This is a genomic window from Paenibacillus sp. PsM32 (assembly GCF_030433815.1).
GTDB classification, from domain to species: Bacteria; Bacillota; Bacilli; order Paenibacillales; family Paenibacillaceae; genus Saccharibacillus; species Saccharibacillus kyungheensis.
This window is the reverse complement of record NZ_JARUWY010000001.1, coordinates 731,539-750,736: the sequence shown is the minus strand read 5'-3', so window position 1 is coordinate 750,736 and position 19,198 is coordinate 731,539. Positions and strand designations below refer to the sequence as shown.

At 38.4% G+C, this 19,198-nt stretch carries 13 protein-coding genes and 1 pseudogene; 7 read left to right on the top strand and 7 right to left on the bottom strand.

What is annotated here, in order from left to right:
- Positions 1-28: 28 nt before the first annotated feature.
- Complete coding sequence (locus tag QCD85_RS03535) at positions 29-439, bottom strand: Lrp/AsnC family transcriptional regulator (RefSeq protein ID WP_301261643.1); 411 nt, start codon at positions 437-439, stop codon at positions 29-31.
- A gap of 118 nt (positions 440-557) precedes the next feature.
- Between QCD85_RS03535 and QCD85_RS03530 the strand changes: the two genes are divergently transcribed.
- On the top strand, positions 558-1,319 hold the full coding sequence (locus QCD85_RS03530; protein WP_301261642.1) for an MBL fold metallo-hydrolase: 762 nt from the start codon (positions 558-560) through the stop codon (positions 1,317-1,319).
- Positions 1,320-1,492: 173 nt separating this feature from the next.
- On the opposite strand, the gene QCD85_RS03525 is transcribed toward QCD85_RS03530, so the two are convergent.
- Positions 1,493-2,269 (bottom strand): sporulation protein, encoded by a 777-nt coding sequence (locus QCD85_RS03525; protein WP_301261641.1) that lies wholly within the window; start codon positions 2,267-2,269, stop codon positions 1,493-1,495.
- A 434-nt stretch (positions 2,270-2,703) separates the two neighbouring features.
- Here QCD85_RS03525 and QCD85_RS03520 point away from each other — a divergent pair, with 434 nt between their 5' ends.
- The 3 genes from QCD85_RS03520 (at position 2,704) to QCD85_RS03510 (ending at position 5,244) form a co-directional block, all read left to right on the top strand.
- On the top strand, positions 2,704-4,392 hold the full coding sequence (locus QCD85_RS03520; RefSeq protein WP_301261640.1) for a methyl-accepting chemotaxis protein: 1,689 nt from the start codon (positions 2,704-2,706) through the stop codon (positions 4,390-4,392).
- A gap of 192 nt (positions 4,393-4,584) precedes the next feature.
- Positions 4,585-5,031 (top strand): NucA/NucB deoxyribonuclease domain-containing protein, encoded by a 447-nt coding sequence (locus tag QCD85_RS03515; protein WP_204825230.1) that lies wholly within the window; start codon positions 4,585-4,587, stop codon positions 5,029-5,031.
- Between the two features lie 54 nt (positions 5,032-5,085).
- Entirely contained in the window at positions 5,086-5,244 is a 159-nt protein-coding gene (locus tag QCD85_RS03510; protein ID WP_161594229.1) for a hypothetical protein, read from the top strand.
- Positions 5,245-5,376: 132 nt separating this feature from the next.
- On the opposite strand, the pseudogene QCD85_RS23990 reads toward QCD85_RS03510, so the two are convergent.
- Positions 5,377-7,212: pseudogene (locus QCD85_RS23990) on the bottom strand (glycine betaine ABC transporter substrate-binding protein).
- Positions 7,205-8,407 carry a quaternary amine ABC transporter ATP-binding protein gene (locus tag QCD85_RS03495; RefSeq protein ID WP_273615287.1) on the bottom strand — a complete coding sequence of 401 codons (1,203 nt, stop codon included), beginning with the start codon at positions 8,405-8,407 and terminating at the stop codon, positions 7,205-7,207. The pseudogene QCD85_RS23990 and the gene QCD85_RS03495 overlap by 8 nt, the downstream one beginning before the upstream one ends.
- Before the next feature lie 333 nt (positions 8,408-8,740).
- Between QCD85_RS03495 and QCD85_RS03490 the strand changes: the two genes are divergently transcribed.
- The 3 genes from QCD85_RS03490 to QCD85_RS03480 all read left to right on the top strand — a co-directional run bounded on the left by QCD85_RS03490 (position 8,741) and on the right by QCD85_RS03480 (position 16,516).
- A complete protein-coding gene (locus QCD85_RS03490; protein ID WP_273615288.1) occupies positions 8,741-9,295 on the top strand; it encodes a GbsR/MarR family transcriptional regulator in 555 nt (184 codons plus the stop codon).
- 320 nt (positions 9,296-9,615) lie between these two features.
- Complete coding sequence (locus QCD85_RS03485; protein WP_301261638.1) at positions 9,616-12,846, top strand: S8 family serine peptidase; 3,231 nt, start codon at positions 9,616-9,618, stop codon at positions 12,844-12,846.
- Positions 12,847-13,240: 394 nt separating this feature from the next.
- Positions 13,241-16,516: a S8 family serine peptidase gene (locus QCD85_RS03480; protein WP_301261637.1), complete on the top strand. Its 3,276-nt coding sequence runs from the start codon at positions 13,241-13,243 to the stop codon at positions 16,514-16,516.
- 123 nt (positions 16,517-16,639) lie between these two features.
- Here QCD85_RS03480 and QCD85_RS03475 read toward each other — a convergent pair whose 3' ends face one another.
- From QCD85_RS03475 to QCD85_RS03465, 3 genes are all read right to left on the bottom strand, one after another.
- Positions 16,640-17,167: a hypothetical protein gene (locus QCD85_RS03475; RefSeq protein ID WP_273615291.1), complete on the bottom strand. Its 528-nt coding sequence runs from the start codon at positions 17,165-17,167 to the stop codon at positions 16,640-16,642.
- Between the two features lie 79 nt (positions 17,168-17,246).
- Positions 17,247-17,534, bottom strand: coding sequence for a hypothetical protein (locus QCD85_RS03470; RefSeq protein ID WP_301261636.1), 288 nt, complete (start codon positions 17,532-17,534; stop codon positions 17,247-17,249).
- A 19-nt stretch (positions 17,535-17,553) separates the two neighbouring features.
- Positions 17,554-19,035, bottom strand: coding sequence for an alpha-N-arabinofuranosidase (locus QCD85_RS03465; RefSeq protein ID WP_301261635.1), 1,482 nt, complete (start codon positions 19,033-19,035; stop codon positions 17,554-17,556).
- Between the last annotated feature and the right edge of the window lie 163 nt (positions 19,036-19,198).

The following is a 19,198-nucleotide window of genomic DNA, read 5'->3' as shown; positions in this document are numbered from 1 at the left end:
TAGATTTCTGTGCATACACGAAAGTTCTTTATTTATTGATAATAATCGATAATTTATAATTGACATGTTCATTTAATTGAACAAGAAAATTATCCAGTTCTTCATTAGAGGGGAATTTACATTCTAGAATATAGCAGCTATCTCCGCTGATTTTATAATTATGGATCACATAAAGTTCTTGTGTTTTTAGAAAAGAAAGATAAGGCTGATGATGAGTACTTTTGGTGTAAATATTAATCAATGCATGAACAAAATACCCCATCTTGATCTGATTAATATTGATCGTATATCCTTCAATCATTCCACTAGCTTCTAGTTTTTCGACTCGTGCAGAAGCGGCAGGTCCGCTTAAATGTATTTTTGCTCCTAGTTCTTTCATAGAGATTCGACTGTTCTTAGAAAGCTCTTCTAGGATTTGCCTATCTGTGTTATCCAACATCTTTTTCAAATCCCTTCATTAATAAAGTCAAACAGCAAAAACACTTTATTTATGCCATGTATTTGCAATGTTTCAATAGTATACACTGTATGTAAATCAAACAAAAGGAGTTACACACATGAATATACAGCTCATACGCAACGCCACATTGATCGTCAACTATGCAGGAAAAAAGTTTCTAATTGATCCCTTTTTGGCAGAAAAAGGTGCATATCCTCCGTTCCCAAATTCAGCAAGACAAGATCAACATAATCCGTTACAAAATTTACCTGTGCCTATAAATGACATTATCGACCATATCGATGCAGTGATTGTGACTCATTTACATTTGGATCACTGGGATGATGCTGCCAAAGAAGTATTACCAAAACACGTAAAACTGTTCACTCAAAACGAAGAAGATGCAAACAAAGTTCGAAGTGCTGGTTTTCAACATGTAGAGGTTTTGCAAGAAGATACTGTATTTGAAGGCATTCAATTGACCAAAACAAAAGGAGAGCATGGTAGAGGTGATCTGGTGAACGTTATGGGGCATGTATCTGGAGTAGTATTTAAGCATCACGAGGAGAAAACATTATATATAGCCGGTGATACGGTATGGTACCAGAGCGTGGAAGAAACGATTCATACTCATAACCCGGAAGTGATTGTAGTAAATGCAGGAGCCAATCAACTTTTGCAAGGTGGCCCAATCATTATGGACAAAGAGGATGTGTATGAAGTTCATCAAGCAACACCGACTGCAACGATCATGGCTGTTCATATGGAAGCAGCGAACCATTGGGGACTATCCAGACAAGAATTGAGAAGATTTGCCGCTGAAAAGGAGTTCTCTTCTCAACTATTAGTGCCAGAAGATGGAGAATCATACACATTATAAGATTAGAAATGATAGGAATAGAGGAACTTTACTATTGGAAGTATTCATACGTCCAATCACGTTAGATCAAAATTAGAAGCGATCAAGTGAAAAAAGGACGATCTACACCAACTTGCGTAGATCGTCCTTTTAAGTTTGCCTATATTTTATCAATGCTTAGCCATTTCTGCTTTTTAACGACTTTGCTTAATAATTAAATTTTCTAATTTGTCTGCGATATATTCTGCGCCACGATTTAATTCACTTTCACGCAGTTCTAACCATGCATGACGCTCGTCCATATCAAATGCTTGAGCGAATAATCCACCTAGTCCGCGTCCACGGCGATCCACTTCAACCAGTACTTGTAGTCCATGAGGTTCTAGGCGCATCACTAATTCTAATTCGGTAATCCGATTACTAAATTCGCGTCCTGGTGTAAATTCAAATTCTTGTACGAACGGTACACCATAACGAGAACGGGATAGATATTCTACTGACGAACTGTGGAAATGGAATCCTAACAACTCGGTAGCATGGAATACGGTATCCATATAAGGGTGAGGATGAACGGTAATATAATCGTGATCGGTCGGATCAAGGCTCATGCCAATATCTAGTCCGGTATGCAACCATACTTTTTGACGATCAAAAGTAATAGGAGTCTGAGACGGTAAAATAAAGGAGAACGGGATTTCTAACTTTTGTCCTTTTTTTACAACCATTTCGTCAGACACTTTGTATTGAGCCATCGCATATTGTACATGTTCTTTTTTCTCATCATGTTCACGAATATATTCAGTCATCACTTTGATATAGATATTACCAACTTCTTGATCGACGTTACCGCCTTGAATATGAACCACTCCGTTAATATCTTCGTTAGGATAATACTCTGTACGCTCTAAAATAGTATCGATTTTGGCTGCGCCTACGCCTACACGAGCAAGCATTTTGTTAAAGAATGACATTGGACATTTCCCCTTTTGTATAATAAATTGCTGATTCAGATATGAACATATACGGCAGATTCATACAGACGTTTCTTATTTTTTATAAAATGTTGTGATCTGTTCTTTTAATACCCAACAGTATTCGACAAATATAAGTGAACATAATGTTTCATTTATTATAAATGTAGGTATTAAGATGTAGGTTTAAAGTTTGTTACTAATTGAGAAAAGGAGCAATAAGTTGGAAACATTAACTTTAAAGGATTAGAAATGCATTTCAAGAAAAATAAACAATATATAAAAATGCGCAATATGTCGTTTTTTATCGAAAAATAGGTACAAATGCTTATGTTACATATCTTGATTAAACCGATAATATTATTATCAACGATTTCCTGAAATTGTAATTTTAAATTGTGGGCAATGGATATGAAAGTAGAGGAGTATGCAAAATGAATATTAAACAGAAATTATCAGGGGTTTTTTCTATTATGATACTTATCGTTTTGCTTGTAGGCGCTATTGGAGGATATGAAGTTCACACCGCAAGCAAAAATTATCAAAATTTGCTTAATGGACGAGTACAGACCATATTAGCGATTAAAGATCTTCGTTATTTGGCAGGCGATCAGACGAAATATTTAAGAGGATATTTACTTACAGGGGATACCAATCAATTAGACATGTTCAAGCAGAACAAAGAAAAATTAATTGCAGATATCGCTACATGGCAACAAAAGTTAGCAGACGATTCCAAAGCTTCGCAAATGTTACAAGAATTATCTGACCTTGAAACGCAATATGGTGGTATTACAGATCAACTTATCGTATATAAACAACAAAATAATGTAGCCGCTTATACAAAAATGGTACAAGAACAGTGTGTTCCAATGGCATTATCTTTAGCAGATAAAGCACAACAAATGGAAGAATATCATGCTAACCTATTAAAAGAAGCACAGGTCGAAACGAATAATAGTGCAAATGTAACATTGTATACTTTAATGATTATCAGTGTGATTGCTGTGATTGTTGGTATTCTAATTGCATACTTCGTTATCCGTATGTTCTCTAAACCAATTGCTCTTGTCGCTGAAGGTGCTAAAGAAATCGCTCATGGTAATTTAACGATTGCTGATCTTCAAATTACAAGTAAAGATGAATTGGGACAAATGGCAAATTCGTTTAATGAGATGAAAAATAATCTACGTGGATTGATGCAAGTTATCGGTTCTAGTGCAGAGCAGATGGCTGCGGCTTCAGAAGAATTAACAGCGACATCCGAAGAATCTGTAAAAACAGCAGATGAAGCTACAACTACTGTAACAGGAATCTCATCTTCGGCAGGACGTCAATTACAACAAGTCATGGATAACCAACAATTGTTAGAAAAAAATACAAACAATATTTATCGTATTGCTGAATCTGTAGCATTAGTAGCTGACTCTTCTTCCAAAGCATTGAGTGATGTAGAACATGGTGGAAGCAATGTAGAGCAAACTGTATTACAAATGAAAAATGTAGATCAGACTGTACAAGCAACAGCTACAGCGCTTTATGAATTAGCAGAGCAATCGAAAGAGATCGCTACGATTGTACAAGTGATTCGTGATATCGCTGGACAGACTAACTTGCTTTCTTTGAATGCTTCTATCGAAGCTGCTCGTGCAGGAGAACATGGTCTTGGATTCGCTGTTGTTGCGAGTGAAGTGAAAAAACTTTCTGAATATTCAAATGACTCAGCTAGACAGATCAACGAAAAGATCGAAGATATTATTCAAAGAACTTCTCATGCTGTAAGTAAAATGGAAGAGGGCGCCAAAGAAGTACAAAGTGGTACTCAAGCTGTACAACAAATGGGTACTATTTTCCAAAATGTACAAAGTGCAATCCAGCTTGTTACAGAACAGGTACAAGAAGTGTCGGCGGCATCTAATCAAATTTCATCCAGTTCGTCTAAAATTCTAGATTCTGAGCGTCAAATTGCAGATCTTTCTCAACAAATCACGTCAGATTCTAAAGAAGCAACACAAGCTTCAACGATCCAATTAGAATCTATGCGTGAAATCTCCAATGCAGCAGAATCGTTAAGCCATCTATCTATGGAATTGCAGAGTGAAGTTGCGAAGTTCCGCGTATAAGATTAGATTCAATAGATAAATAAGTAAGTAAAAGATAACAAAATTCTTCTGTATAGAAGATGAACTAATGATACAGAGTTCGTCTTTTAGATAGAAGAATTTTGTGTTTTTTTTGATATATGAAACGTCTGTTCCTATTTAGTTGGAGGACAGGGTATAATAAGGAGATCAGAACAACAGGAGGAACGATTGATGTCTTCTAAAAAAATATGGGGATTTGTGGTTACTGCGATTCTGGCAGGGGTTATTTATCTAGTGAATGGACATGTTGATCTAGGCGGGATACTAAATCCTAACCAAGCATCAAATGGACAAGCTGATTATACCCTTGTTGTGCCTGCTGATCGTTATCCTAAGACCGCAGCTCACATTAAAGATGCTATAGCAGAAGGACATTCTGCGATCTGTACGATAGATCGTGGGGGCGCCAAAGCGAATCGTCAGCTATCTTTGCGAGGAGTAGCTACCAAAAAAGGCTATGATCGAGATGAGTGGCCTATGGCAATGTGTCAGGAAGGTGGAGAGGGTGCAGATATTCGTTATATCAAACCTTCGGATAATCGAGGGGCAGGTTCATGGATAGGTAACCAATTAGACAATTATTCAGATGGCACAAGGGTATTATTTGAGGTAAAATAAGATAAGGATTGATTAAAAATTCGTTATTGAAAATTTATAAAGGAGGAATACCTGATGGGAACTTCTATTTTGCCGGCTGTGTTGCCTTTATTTATGGAATTTAATGCACACACACCTTACATTTTATTGTATGCAGTAATGATAGTAGTAGCTTGTATTGCTTTTGGATTGTGGGTTAAAAAACTTAACGATACCAAAGATGATCCAGAATAAGCTTCAATCCATATAGACTGCTATTGTAATGCATTAAAAAAGCTATCTTTGAAATCACTGACGATTTCAAAGATAGCTTTTTTTGTCTTTCTATTTAAATGCTATAAAAGTAAATGTTATCAAAGGTAAAGATTATTTAGTAGCAGCTTGAGGTTGCAAATCTTCAATCGAATCCACATTTACATATTTAGGAACAACAAGACCTACTTTGACACCGGTCATATTAGGACCAAGATCATCCAATTTGGCTTTGTATTTTTCCCAATAGTCAGCATGTGTGAGTGGTAACCATGCAGCTACAGTAGCATCTGCATCACCATTAGCAACACCAGTGAACATAGGGCCTGCTTCTACTTGTAGAGCAGTGACTTTATAACCTAATTTATTTTCTAAAATATATTTCATAAGATTGGTACTTGCGATTTCAGAATCCCAAGCTACATAACTTAGTGTTAATGTATTACCATTCGCTTTTTTCAAGCCTTTCGTCCATTCGTCTACACGATCAGCATGAGCTTCAGCCCAATCTTTAGCAGCTACAGCAGGATCAGTACCTGCTTGAATGGCTACCATCATTTCACCCATTTCATCAGAACTCCATTCGAAACGGTCTAAAAATTGGTAAGCTGTTGGATCATCTTTTTGCAATCCTTTACGAGCAAGAGTATGAATTTCTTCAGCATCTCCGTATGATTTCTTCGGATCATCTAAATATTTAAGATCGTACTTGCTGAACATCCAGTGTGGTGTCCAACCTGTAATAATAATAGGCTCTTCATTTTTGATTGCTTTATCCAGTGTAGCTGTCATCGCTGCACTAGAACCTTCAACCAATGTCCAGTCTGTTAATTTATAATCTTCAATCGCTTTGTGTGTAGCTTTCATTATGCCTGCGCCTGCATCGATACCGATAATCTGGTAACCGACTTGATCGCCAATAGCATCGGAGCTATTGGTTGTTTTACTGCCCGGGAACGATGGAAATGGTTGACGGTTCGGGTTACAGGCAGAAATGATCATGATCAATATAATACAGGAGAAAAGCAGCAAGTTTTTATGCTTTTTCATGCGTATAATTCGCCCCTTTTATTCATATTTTCAAATGTTGCTGTTGTAGTTAGTGAGTTACTATTAAGCGCGTTGTTTGCGACCGCTTTTGAATAAGCTCTGAGAAAGACGGTCAAGTACGATAGCAAGTACAACAACAGCTAGACCTGCTTCAAAACCTTCACCGATTTTAAGTTGTCCTACAGCACGGTATACAACAGCACCGATACCTTGAGCACCGATCATAGATGCGATAACAACCATAGATAGAGATAACATAATCGTTTGGTTAATACCTGCCATAATTGTTGGTAATGCTAATGGCAATTGAACTTTAAATAATTTCTGTCCACCGGTTGACCCAAATGCGTCAGCCGCTTCTACTAATTCTTCAGAAACTTGTTTGATTCCCAAATGAGTCAGGCGAATCGTTGGTGGAATAGCGAAAATAACAGATGCAACTACACCAGGTACAACACCTAGACTGAAGAATGTTACAGCCGGTAGCAAGTATACGAATGCTGGCATCGTCTGCATAAAATCAAGTAACGGTGTAATGATCTGTGCAGCTAATTTGCTAGAACCACACATAATACCTAGTGGAACACCGATGATAATGGAGATCAGAGCAGACGTGATAACAAGACCTAATGTATTCATCGTTTCTGTCCAATATCCTAGATTGTAAATCAGTAAAAATCCAAGTGCTGAGAATATAGCGAGCGACCATCTATTCGCGATATAACCGAGTATACCGACAATGATGACGAATAAGAACGGGTGTGGCAACATAAAGAAATACGTAAAAATATCGACGACATAACTAATGATGTTAGATACGCCTTTAAAAAATCCTGCCCAGTGCAGGCTCAGCCAATCTACTAACGTTTGAATCCATTGTGCTAAAGGAATCTTAGGCATATTCATTCACCTCTCCATTATCTACTTCGCCGGCAAGTGCACCAAGTAAGGCTCCACGAATCAATACACCTGTTAAGCGATCACGTTCATCTACTACAGCAACAGGCAATTTAGCTGTGCTGACTAATTCAAACAACTCATTTAGCATGCGTTCCGGTTCAACTTGAGGCACATCGCGAATTAAGATGTCTTCTAGTTTTTGTTGTGTTTTCATTGCTGTTACAGCATCTTCTGCGGTAATAATACCGAGTAATTTTTTGGAACGATCTATTACAAATAGATTAGATACACCACGTTCACGCATCAATTCAAGCGCTACACGAGGTCCACGATCCAATGTAATCGTTTCTGGTCTGCGCATGACATGAGCAGCAGTTAATACTTTAGACAAATCAACGTCTTCGACAAAGCGTGCTACATACGAGTTAGCAGGCTGAATCATAATTTCTTCCGGTGTACCGATTTGTACAACAGCTCCGTCTTTCATAAGAGCGATACGATCACCGATACGAAGCGCTTCATCCAGATCATGCGTAATAAAGATGATTGTTTTTTTCATTTTGTCTTGCAGTTCAAGCAATTCATCTTGCATATCACGACGAATCAGTGGATCTAGGGCACTAAATGCTTCATCCATCAAAAGAACTTCAGGATCATTTGCTAGAGCGCGTGCTAGACCTACACGTTGTTGCATACCACCACTTAATTCATCAGGCATTTTGTTTTCCCAGCCTTTAAGTCCAACCAATTCAAGAGAAGTCTCTGCTTTGGTACGACGTTCAGCTTTAGCCACTTTTTGAATTTCAAGTCCATACTCCACATTTTCGAGAACACTACGATGAGGGAATAAAGCGAATTTTTGAAATACCATACTGATTGTTTTGCGACGCACATTGCGAAGTTGTTCTTTATTCATTTTGCGAAGGTCTTTACCATTCACCAGAATTTCACCGGATGTAGGCTCGATCAGACGATTGAACATACGAACCAATGTAGATTTACCGCTACCGGACAATCCCATAATAACGAAAATCTCGCCTTCTTCAATTTCCATATTTACACGATTGACACCAACAGTAATCTGTTTTTCTTTCGCCATTTTTTCTTTCGTCCAGCCTTGATCCAATAATTTGGCATTTTGTTCTGCATTAGGACCGAACAACTTACTTACATTTTTGATTTCTAAAATAGACACTATTTGTCACCCCTTTTATATAGTAGGAAGATAAAGATGAAAAACATTATATTTACAGAAAATAAATGATTATTTTCATCATTTGCAAACCAACGAGATTCATTGTAACAAATATAAGTTTGCAAATCAACCGTAAAACCCGTATATTTAGTATGTACAGAAAAAACTGTACAGAAAGTTTATATGGAATACTTTAATATTCTCTCATATACTCACCGATGCTATTCATTTTGAAACTTTACTTTTGACAATATCTTTTTTAAAATGATTTAGGAAACTTAAAATTCAGATCATAAAGAATAAACTGTATATATAGAATAGGAGTGTGCAAGCATGAGCTTGGACCAATTAAATGAATCACAGCAAGAAGCAGTAGAGAAAGTAAGAAAACGAGTCATTGAAGTGATAGGACGCAATATGGATTTGTATGGAGTCACATTATCGACAGGACATTTATATGGCATGCTCTTTTTTGCAGACAAGCCTATGACTTTAGATGATATGGGAACAGAAATGGCAATGAGCAAAACAAGTATGAGTACCGGTATTCGTAATTTATTAGATTTACGTATGGTCAATAAAGTATGGGAAAAAGGATCACGCAAAGACTTATATGAAGTCGAATATGATTGGTACCAGACATTTACGGATTTCTTTGCAATCAAATGGCGCAAATCGGTAGAAAGTAATATTTTAGTATTACGCAAATCGATCAAAGAAATCGATAAATTGATTGTAGAATTGGATAGCGAGTCACCAGCTACAGAAGTATTGAATAAAGATAAAGAAAAAATGGAAGAAGCGGTTCGCTATTATATGTGGTTAGATCGATTGATTGATCTGATGGAAGAAGGACAGATTTTCGATTTTGTGCCTAAAGAAGAATAGAATAGTGAGCTATAAAATAAAACCACTTTCACCTATTGATCAGGTAAAGGTGGTTTTTTGTTTTAATATAAGTAATCACTATTTTATTTACTTAGAATATAATTATCCAAATATAACTATCAAAACATTAAACATATTTATATATTAGGTCTGGTCGATCATGGTATCTGATGGTAATATAGCTTTGTATTACAAAATTGGCATAATAAAAAAGCATATAAATCTGTATTTGCGAAGTGCTGTGACGTATTTCTAATTTATGTCAAACGATTGTAAGGAAAAAATAAGTGAACGTTAGTCACTGAAAAGAGGGATATCATTTGAATAAAGTCAAAGCTATGCGTACCTGTTCTATGATTACACTAACAGCATTACTTACCGTAAGTACTTTGTTATCGCCGACCCGTTCTTTTGCTACTGAAGTAGGCACGATCACTTCTCCGTATGAATTAACGTCAACTGCGAATCGATCATTACTACATTCGTCTGCTGATTCAGCTCCAATCATTTCGCCTAATATCAATGTAAAATCGAGTCAGATTATTCGCGTGATTGTACAGCTAAATAATGAACCTGTTGCTGTCAATCAATATGAAGCTGATAAAGGAACACAAAGTTTAACCACTTCATCTATAGAAGATAAGCAAGTAATGGCGTCTACAGCTACAACGATAGATTCACAGCAGTCTAATTTTAGTGCTGCTGCTCAAGCTAAAGGAATTAAGATGACTGTCAATTATCGCTATAACACTGTACTAAATGGAATGGAGATTTCTATACCTGCCAATCAGATTCCTACATTGGCTGAAATTCCGGGGATCAAGTCGATTTATGAAAATAATAATTATTACACCATTCCTGTGCAGGAACCAACTTCGCTTACTGCAACAAGTGCTACATATGATGCTTCACCGCTTAATCTTATCGGCGTGCCGTTAGCCTGGCAAAAAGGGTTAACCGGTAAAGGGGTCAAAGTCGGTGTTATTGATACAGGTATTGATTATGAACATCCTGATTTGAAAGGCGCTTATAAAGGAGGATATGATTCAGTACATCATGATAATGATCCTTATGAAGATCCTCCTTTATCTGTAAAAGACGACCCGCAAGGATTAGGATTTGCAGGTACATCGCATGGTACACATGTATCCGGTACAATCGTCGGTCAAGCGGCGAATCAGACCAGTGAAATTGCGCAAAAAGGAGTCGCTTATGATGCTGAACTGCATGTCTACAAAGTATTAGGACGTGATTCGCAGACTGGACGCTCTACAGGTACAACCGCGCAAATTATCGATGGAATTGAACATGCTGTCAAAGATCATATGGATGTTATTAATTTATCGTTAGGTACAGATGCAGACAAAGACGTCAATTCTCCAGATGTGATTGCTATTAATAATGCGGTATTAAGCGGTGTCGTGGTCGTGGTTGCGAACGGCAATGCAGCGGCGCCAGGCTCATACTATTATTCGCTAGGTTCTCCAGCTAGTTCGCCATTAGCGATTTCTGTAGGAGCTTCTACCGTTCCCGGTACTCAATACCAAGCGACTGTTACAGCTTCTGTATATGGTGCGGATACAGTTAGTAAAGATACGTATGCACAAAGTTATCCATTAAATGCAATCGCATGGCGCACCAAACAAGATGATTTCGCTCAATATTTGGGAGAAGCTTCGTATCAAGGTGTATATGTTGGCTTGGGATTGGATGATGATTATAAAGGCAAAGATGTAAAAGATAAAGTGGTGTTAATGTCACGCGGAGGTTCTAAATTTACAGACAAAATCACACTTGCCAAATCCAAAGGAGCCAAAGCGGTTATTATTTTCAATGGTGATGCTCAAGTCAATGATTCCACTGTAGCTGACTTATCCGAACATATCGCAGGGCGAGACGGAAATATCGGAAATGGAGCTTATATTGGAGATGGGTATCCTTATATTCCGAGCTTTGATATGGCAGGACAAGCAGGACGTGCATTAGCAAGAAAAGTTGTGAAATCTCCGGCTACACCATTAACATTTACATTTGGCAATCAGTATCCCAAAACATCTTCAATAGGAGATACGATAGCTGATTTTAGTTCTCGCGGCCCTAATCAAGATGGATTGCTTGGAATTAAGCCGGATGTGGTTGCGCCAGGTACCAATATTGAATCCACATTTCCAGCGTACGGCAAATTTATTAAAGATGCTTCGTACAAAGAAGCTTATTTACGGCAAAATGGAACAAGTATGGCTAGTCCTCATGTAGCCGGATTAGCGGCTTTGTTAAAACAAGAACATCCTGACTGGACTCCTTTTGATATTCGAGCAGTACTAGCGAATACAGCGACACCACTCAAAGACGCAGAAGGTACTTTATATGATGTCTATTCTCAAGGAAGTGGACGTGTCAATGTAGTAGATGCTGTCTATTCTCCGGCTGTTCTTGAAACGGTAGAACCGATTACAATTTTGGATAAAGAATTGAAAAAGAAAACAGTGATGAATTATGGTTCGTCTGCTGCTTTTGGCGTAATCACAGCAGGTGGAACAGAACAATCCAAAACATTACAGATCAAAAATACATCGACAACCAGTATTCAATATCAAGCTAGTGTACACATGAATCCAAGCGTTACTTCAGACCCGTATCAACCTGTATCCACACCGGATGTAAGCCATATCGTTACAAGGTTAAAAGGAACAAATCCAGACGGTTCGATTGTAGTGAGCGGTAAATCAACAAAAGAGTTTGCTCTGGCCGTTCAATCGGATGCTACAGCCGTAACAGGAGATTATGAAGGAGAAGTTGTATTAACTGCGAATGGGTATCCTACATTGCATTTACCATTTGTTCTCCATGTAGGAACCAGTCTTCCTGATGCTGGTCTAGGAATACAAGAAGTGACATTAAGTGATCGAAATGTTCGTTTGAATGGCAAGCAAGACAGTATAGATGTCGGTTTTCATTTGACAGCTACCGATTCCAATGTAATGGAATTGAATGTATATGATATGAACGATGTTGCTCAAGGAACACTGGCGCAGGTCGTACAACCTGTTACAGATGAAGGATATCCACTATACAAGCCAGGATATTATAACTTTAATAATATCGATAATGTAGTAATGGTAGCTGATAATAACGGAACTTCGCTGAAAGTACTGCCACCGGGACAATACAAATTAGAATTAGCTGTATATCATGTGAGCCCACAAGGTGTGACCGATCCTGAGTCGGTTCATCCTGCATATTCATCTTATCGGATTACAGGAACAGAGAAAGATCGGATTCATACTGCGGAACAACCATTTCGTTATATTTTGGATGGGCAACAGGTAATCGGCAAGCCAGTCATTGCACTGAACGATACAGATCGCATCACCTACAAAGTATTATCTTCAAGCGATGCGAAGTATGTAGACAACAACGGAACACTTTTAAAATATCCAACATCTGGATCGCGTATCGTCAAATTAAATATTCAGATTCAATCAGTAGCAGATCCTACCGTCAAAACAACAGTCAAAGCATTGATCAAAATCAAAGCACCTGCAAAATAATCAAAGGATGTAAATAGAACGCATAATTATAAAAAGAACCTTTCATAATAGAAACTAACAAACCGCCTGGTAAGTTAGTACGATATGGAAGGTTCTTTTTATTCCATTTAATGTAATATATATCTAATTAATGGGTAAAGATTGATAAAAAATCATTATTTCATTATAACTAACGCAAATTTTGTCTATAGATGGATAAAATATCTAGCCACTGGTTAATTCAGGTGGTAATATAATTTTATGTTACAAAATCTTCCTCACATTCTTCGTAAAGGAGGTTACTATAGCTCACACAAAAAGTAAGATGTTAACGATTTAATTCTGGGGCTACTTTCAAGTTCGGTAAAAAAATCATCGAGTACGCTATCTAACTTAACGAAATGAGGGAAATCATTTGACGAAGTTACACGTTATCCGTAAATTTTCTGTTGTCTCCATGGCAGCAGTTCTTGCTGTAGGTACTTTATTATCGCCGACTGCTTCTTTCGCAGCTGAAGCAGGCACAGGCACAGCATCCTCTCCTTATGAAATAGGACGTAATCTACCAAGTGTTTTACTAAATCAGACTTCTAACGAAGCACCGGTTATTTCTCCTAAATTAAATGTAACTTCCAGTAAAGTGGTTCGCGTTATTGTGCAGTTGTCCAATCAGCCAGTTGCTGTAGGTCAATATGCAGCTGAAGCAGGCGTTCGTAGCTTTGCAACTGAATCAACAGAACGAGCGATTGATTCTCAGCAAGCGGCTATCGTCAATGCCGCTAAAGAACAAGGCATTTTGTTAAAAGTGAACTATCGCTATAACACTGTTCTTAACGGGATGGAAGTTTCGATTCCAGCGAATCAAATTCCTAAATTGGCTGAATTGCCAGGTGTAAAATCTATCTATGAAAACAGTGTGTATTACACAATTCCCGTGCAAGACCCTCCTTCGTTGACAGCAACAACTGCTACATATGATGCTTCACCTTTGAACTTAATCGGTGCGCCTGTAGCTTGGCAAAAAGGTTTGACAGGTAAAGGTGTCAAAGTCGGCGTTATTGATACAGGTGTCGATTATGAGCATCCAGATTTGAAAGGCGCTTATAAAGGCGGATACGATTCTTTTGAAAAAGATAACGATCCGTATGAAGAACCACCAATCGCAATCGAAGATGATCCATACGGTACAGGATTTGCAGGTACATCGCATGGTACTCACGTATCTGGAACAATCGTAGGTCGTGCTGCTAACAAAACAAGTGATATTGTACAAAAAGGGATCGCTTATGATGCAGACCTTTATGTATACAAAGTATTAGGACGTAACGCAGAAACAGGACGTTCTTCAGGTTCTTCTGCACAGGTAATAGATGGTATCGAACGTGCGGTTAAAGACGGTATGGACGTTATCAACTTGTCTCTAGGTTCTGATGCTGAAAAAGATGTAAACTCACCGGACGTTATCGCGATCAACAATGCTGTACTTAGCGGTGTCGTTGCTGTTATTGCGAACGGTAATGCAGCCAAACAAGGATATTACTACTATTCTATGGGTTCACCTGCATCGTCTCAGCTAGCGATTTCTGTAGGAGCTTCTACAATCCCTACCAAACAGTTTACTTCGACAGTAACAGCATCTGTATACAAAACTGAAGTTGATGCTACAGCAGAAGCAGTGAGTGCAGCGGCAGTCAATTATCATAATGCTGATGACACTACAACAGTAACAGCAGATGCTTATGGTCAATCGTATGGATTGAACTTGATGGCTTGGCGTACAGGAAATGAAGATTTCCAAAGAATACTGGGTACTTCTCCACTAGACGGTGTCTATGTAGGATTAGGTCTAGTCGGTGATTATGTAGGAAAAGATGTAAAAGATAAAGTGGTTCTGATCTCGCGTGGTAGTGCTACATTCGTAGACAAAATCAAAGTAGCCAAAGAAAATGGAGCCAAAGCAGCAATCATTTTCAACGGTAATGTTAAAGCGTCTGATCCATTGCAAGCTGATTTGTCTGAAAGTGTAAGTGGACGTGACGGACAGATCGGTTCTAGCGCTTTCTTGGGTGATGGTTTTGAATACATTCCAACATTTGATATGGCTGGTAAAGAAGGACGTGCTCTTGCAAGAGAAGCATTGAAATCTTCTGCTGATGCGCTAACATTCAAATTCGGAAGCAGTTATCCAAAAACAGAAAAACGTGGCGATACGATGGCTGACTTCAGCTCACGTGGACCGAACCAAGATGGATTACTAGGTATCAAGCCAGATCTTGTAGCTCCAGGTGTAAGTATTGAATCAACGATTCCTGCTTATGGTAAATTTATCAAAGATGCTTCGTATGCAGAAGCATATACGCGTCAAAACGGAACAAGTATGGCAAGCCCGCATATCGCAGGTCTAGCTGTATTGCTCAAGCAAGAACATCCAGATTGGACACCATTTGATATTCGTGCAGCATTGGTGAATACAGCAGATGTGATCAAAGATGAAAATGATCAACAATATGATGTATATTCTCAAGGTGCTGGACGTGCGAATGTAGCAGCGGCTGTCTATTCACCAGCTTTACTAGAAACGGTAGAACCTATCGTGATTCTAGACAAAAACTTGAATAAGAAAACAGTCACTAACTATGGTTCTTCTGCTGCATTTGGCGTATTAAAACCAGGTAGTGCAGAACAAACGAAAAAACTACAATTGAAAAACACTTCTTCATTATCTGTGTCTTACAAAGCAAGCATCAAATTGCATTCTGATGTAACTTCTGATCCTTACAATTCGACGTCAACACCGGATGTGAGCAATATCAGTGCTACACTTAAAGGATTGGATGCTAACGGTTCGATCTTGCTAGGCGGCAATTCAACAAAAGAATTTTCATTAGCTGTGAAACCTAATGCTTCTGCGGCAACAGGGCCTTATGAAGGCGAAGTAGTATTAACAGCGAACGGATATCCTACATTGCATTTACCGTTTGTACTTCATGTAGGTACTGAATTACCGGATACAGGCTTGGGTATTCAAGAAGTAACCGTAAGCAACACGAATATTCGCTTGGATGGTAAACAAGATGTAACGGATATTGGTTTCCACTTAACATCCAAAAATTCAAATGTTATTGAATTGAATGTATACGGTCTGGATGATGAGCTTAGAGGAACAGCGGCTCAATATGTACAGACTCCAACAGAAGACGGTTATCCTTTATTTGATCCAGGATACTACCAATTCAATGATATTGATAATGTAATTATGGCTACTGAAAATGGTAAAGTATCTCTTAAAGCATTAGAGCCAGGCACGTACAAATTGCAATTGGCTGCTTACAATGTATCTCCAACAGGTTCAGTAGATAGCAACTCTATTTACACATCTTCTGCTCAATACCGTATTGTAGGTACAGAGAAAACACGTATTGCAACAGCGAAAAAACCATTTAACTACATCATTGATGGTAATAATGTCCTTGGACAATCTGTATTTACATTACCAACTGATAATCGTGTAGATTACAAAGTATTGTCTAGCGATGATCCGAAATATGTAGATAACAATGGTGTATTAATCAAGTATCCAGCATCCGGTTCACGTATGGCGAAGTTGAAAGTTCAAATCACTTCTGTGACTGATCCAACAGCAACAGTAACTGTAAATGCTTTGGTTAAAATTACTGCTCCTAAAAAGTAATATTGAAGCAGCATATACACGCCAAATAAGTAATATCTAACAAAAAGACGCTCTAGCTATTAGCTGAGCGTCTTTTTTGTTGCTATAAAGTAATATGAGTAGCGTATCATTATAATCGCCTGATTACGAAGCAGACACACCTAGTTGGCGATACAAGGATTGTTGTTGCTGTAAAGCTTCCTGATATTTAGGATGATCTTCTTGCTCAAGCATAAATAATAGATCATCATGAAAATCTTGAATCATATATCCTTCTGGCAAATCTTCGAACAGACTATGGAAATCAACTACAGGCAGATTCAATTGCCCTTGAGCCGCTTGTTCCATCCAGTGAATCCAATCTCCCAATGTCAGAACATTCGTCATCCACAGGTCTTCCTGTAAGCTGATACAGTCTTGCAACACTTCATATACATCCGGTTCTGCAAAACGGCGAGAAGCTTGTACAGATAGCTCATATAGGGATTGAGCAGCAGCATAAGCTTCTACACCCAATGAATGTTCCAAATGATTGAAATAATCTTCGACTTTGATCTCATGACCATCATCATACAGTAGGGGCACAACAGCCCATTGGTGCAAAATATCAGTTAGTGTATCGTCATTGATAATACCTTCAACATATAATTGTTCAATTTGATGTGTTGTCATATCCAGACCTCCAAGAATTCAATACGGGTTGTGATTCTATTACTTAACCATTCCCGTTTGCATTATACCTTAGAATGTCTTATAGCACATCTTCTTTTTCCCATTGTGATCCATAAGGAGAAGGGCAATAAGATGCAGCCAATCGTGTACGGATATGAACAAGACATCCACAGTGTTTGCAGGTGGTTCCGTATTGTAAAGAAGGGCAAGACAGACAGGTATTCATACGTGCTTGTTGTATAGGTTCAGGTGTTAGCTCATGTGGCTGTTTGTGCTGGATCGCTATAGCGACCAATACTTCAATCTTTTCTTCAGACAATTGAGGGCTACGGTTACAACCTTTGCACCCATGAGTGATTGCTGGCATCAGCAGACCGTCCTCTCTGTTAGATCAACGTAATCGCTGCGACAGAAGCCGCTGGAAGCTCAAAAGTTAGCGTGCCGTCTTTGGCAAAAGAAACATCCAAACCTACCGGTACGATCTGTTCTGGTTGTTCAAATGTATTATGTGTGTTCAATGCTGAAGCTGTTAATACTTTGCCTTGAATATCAGCAGGGGTGAAACCTTCAATTTGGCAAGAGAACGATTCACTCTCATTGTGGCTCAAGTTACAGATCGTCAGATGAACACGATTCAGATGGTCTTTTGAAGCCGCTGCGCTGATTTTATCGATCGATTGAGCACCCATCGTATATTTAGGGCTAGTATACTGCAAGTCTATTCTCTCACTATCCTGATGCACTTGATACATATTAAATACATGATAGGTTGGAGTCAGTATCAATTGATCGCCTTCTGTCAAAATCATTGCTTGCAGTACGTTGACCATCTGCGCAATATTTGCCATTTTGATCCGATCAGCATATTTGTAAAAGAGGTTTAAGTTCACTCCAGCGACGATAGCATCGCGCAATGTATTTTGCTGATATAAAAAGCCTGGATTGGTTCCTGGCTCTACATCTGTCCAGATTCCCCACTCATCTATAATCATGCCTACTTTTTTCTCAGGATCATATTTATCCATAATTTTGGAATGCTTAATAATCAATTCTTCCATATACAATGTATTTTTGAACGTAGTAAACCATTCTTCTTCTGTAAAATGAGTGGATGAACCTTTGCTTGATGTCCAATCACCAGAAGGAAGCGTGTAATAGTGTAGACTCAATCCATTCATTAAATGTCCTGCTTCGCGCATCAACACTTCTGTCCAGTGGTAATCATCACTATTGGCTCCGCAAGCGATTTTGTATATCTGATTGTCTCCATAGTTACGAACATACGTAGAATAGTGTCTGTAGAGATCAGCATAATATTCAGGGCGCATATTACCACCACAACCCCAATTTTCATTTCCTACACCAAAATAAGTCAATGTCCACGGTTCGTCCTGACCGTTCTGTTTACGCCAGTCTGCCATTGGAGATTGTCCATCCAGTGTCATATATTCCACCCATTGCTGCATTTCATGGACTGTACCACTACCTACATTGCCACTGATATAAGGTTCTGTCTCAAGTAACTCACATAATCGTAGAAATTCATGTGTACCAAAATGATTATTTTCCTCTACGCCACCCCAGTTGTTATTGACCATACGAGCACGTTGGTCTACAGGGCCGACTCCATCTTTCCAATGATACTCATCTGCAAAACAACCTCCCGGCCAGCGCAGAACGGGAATATGTAGTTTTCGTAACGCTTCAATCACATCAATACGCATGCCTTCGATATTAGGAATCGGTGAATCTTTACCTACCCAGATGCCTTCATAAATACAACGACCTAGATGTTCAGCAAATTGTCCGTGGATATGCCGACTAATTTTCCCTGTGATATCTTGAATATTCATATTCATATTAATCATATATATATACCTCCTTGATATCGCTTACATGACGATAATAACACGTTTTTTGATAATATATAATATAATTTTGCGACATAAATAGAATAACGTTTGTATTTTTATTAACATAACGATATAGTGGAAAGGTATTCGTTTACGTTACACACATTTGGTATTGGAG

What these genes read in the sequence shown, in the direction of transcription:
- QCD85_RS03470 (WP_301261636.1), bottom strand. Translation starts at nt 17,534, where the DNA reads ATGCCAGCAATCACTCATGGGTGCAAAGGTTGTAACCGTAGCCCTCAA.
- QCD85_RS03530 (WP_301261642.1), top strand. Translation starts at nt 558, where the DNA reads ATGAATATACAGCTCATACGCAACGCCACATTGATCGTCAACTATGCA.
- QCD85_RS03520 (WP_301261640.1), top strand. Translation starts at nt 2,704, where the DNA reads ATGAATATTAAACAGAAATTATCAGGGGTTTTTTCTATTATGATACTT.
- QCD85_RS03475 (WP_273615291.1), bottom strand. Translation starts at nt 17,167, where the DNA reads ATGACAACACATCAAATTGAACAATTATATGTTGAAGGTATTATCAAT.
- QCD85_RS03515 (WP_204825230.1), top strand. Translation starts at nt 4,585, where the DNA reads ATGTCTTCTAAAAAAATATGGGGATTTGTGGTTACTGCGATTCTGGCA.
- QCD85_RS03525 (WP_301261641.1), bottom strand. Translation starts at nt 2,269, where the DNA reads ATGTCATTCTTTAACAAAATGCTTGCTCGTGTAGGCGTAGGCGCAGCC.
- QCD85_RS03490 (WP_273615288.1), top strand. Translation starts at nt 8,741, where the DNA reads ATGAGCTTGGACCAATTAAATGAATCACAGCAAGAAGCAGTAGAGAAA.
- QCD85_RS03465 (WP_301261635.1), bottom strand. Translation starts at nt 19,035, where the DNA reads ATGATTAATATGAATATGAATATTCAAGATATCACAGGGAAAATTAGT.
- QCD85_RS03535 (WP_301261643.1), bottom strand. Translation starts at nt 439, where the DNA reads ATGTTGGATAACACAGATAGGCAAATCCTAGAAGAGCTTTCTAAGAAC.
- QCD85_RS03510 (WP_161594229.1), top strand. Translation starts at nt 5,086, where the DNA reads ATGGGAACTTCTATTTTGCCGGCTGTGTTGCCTTTATTTATGGAATTT.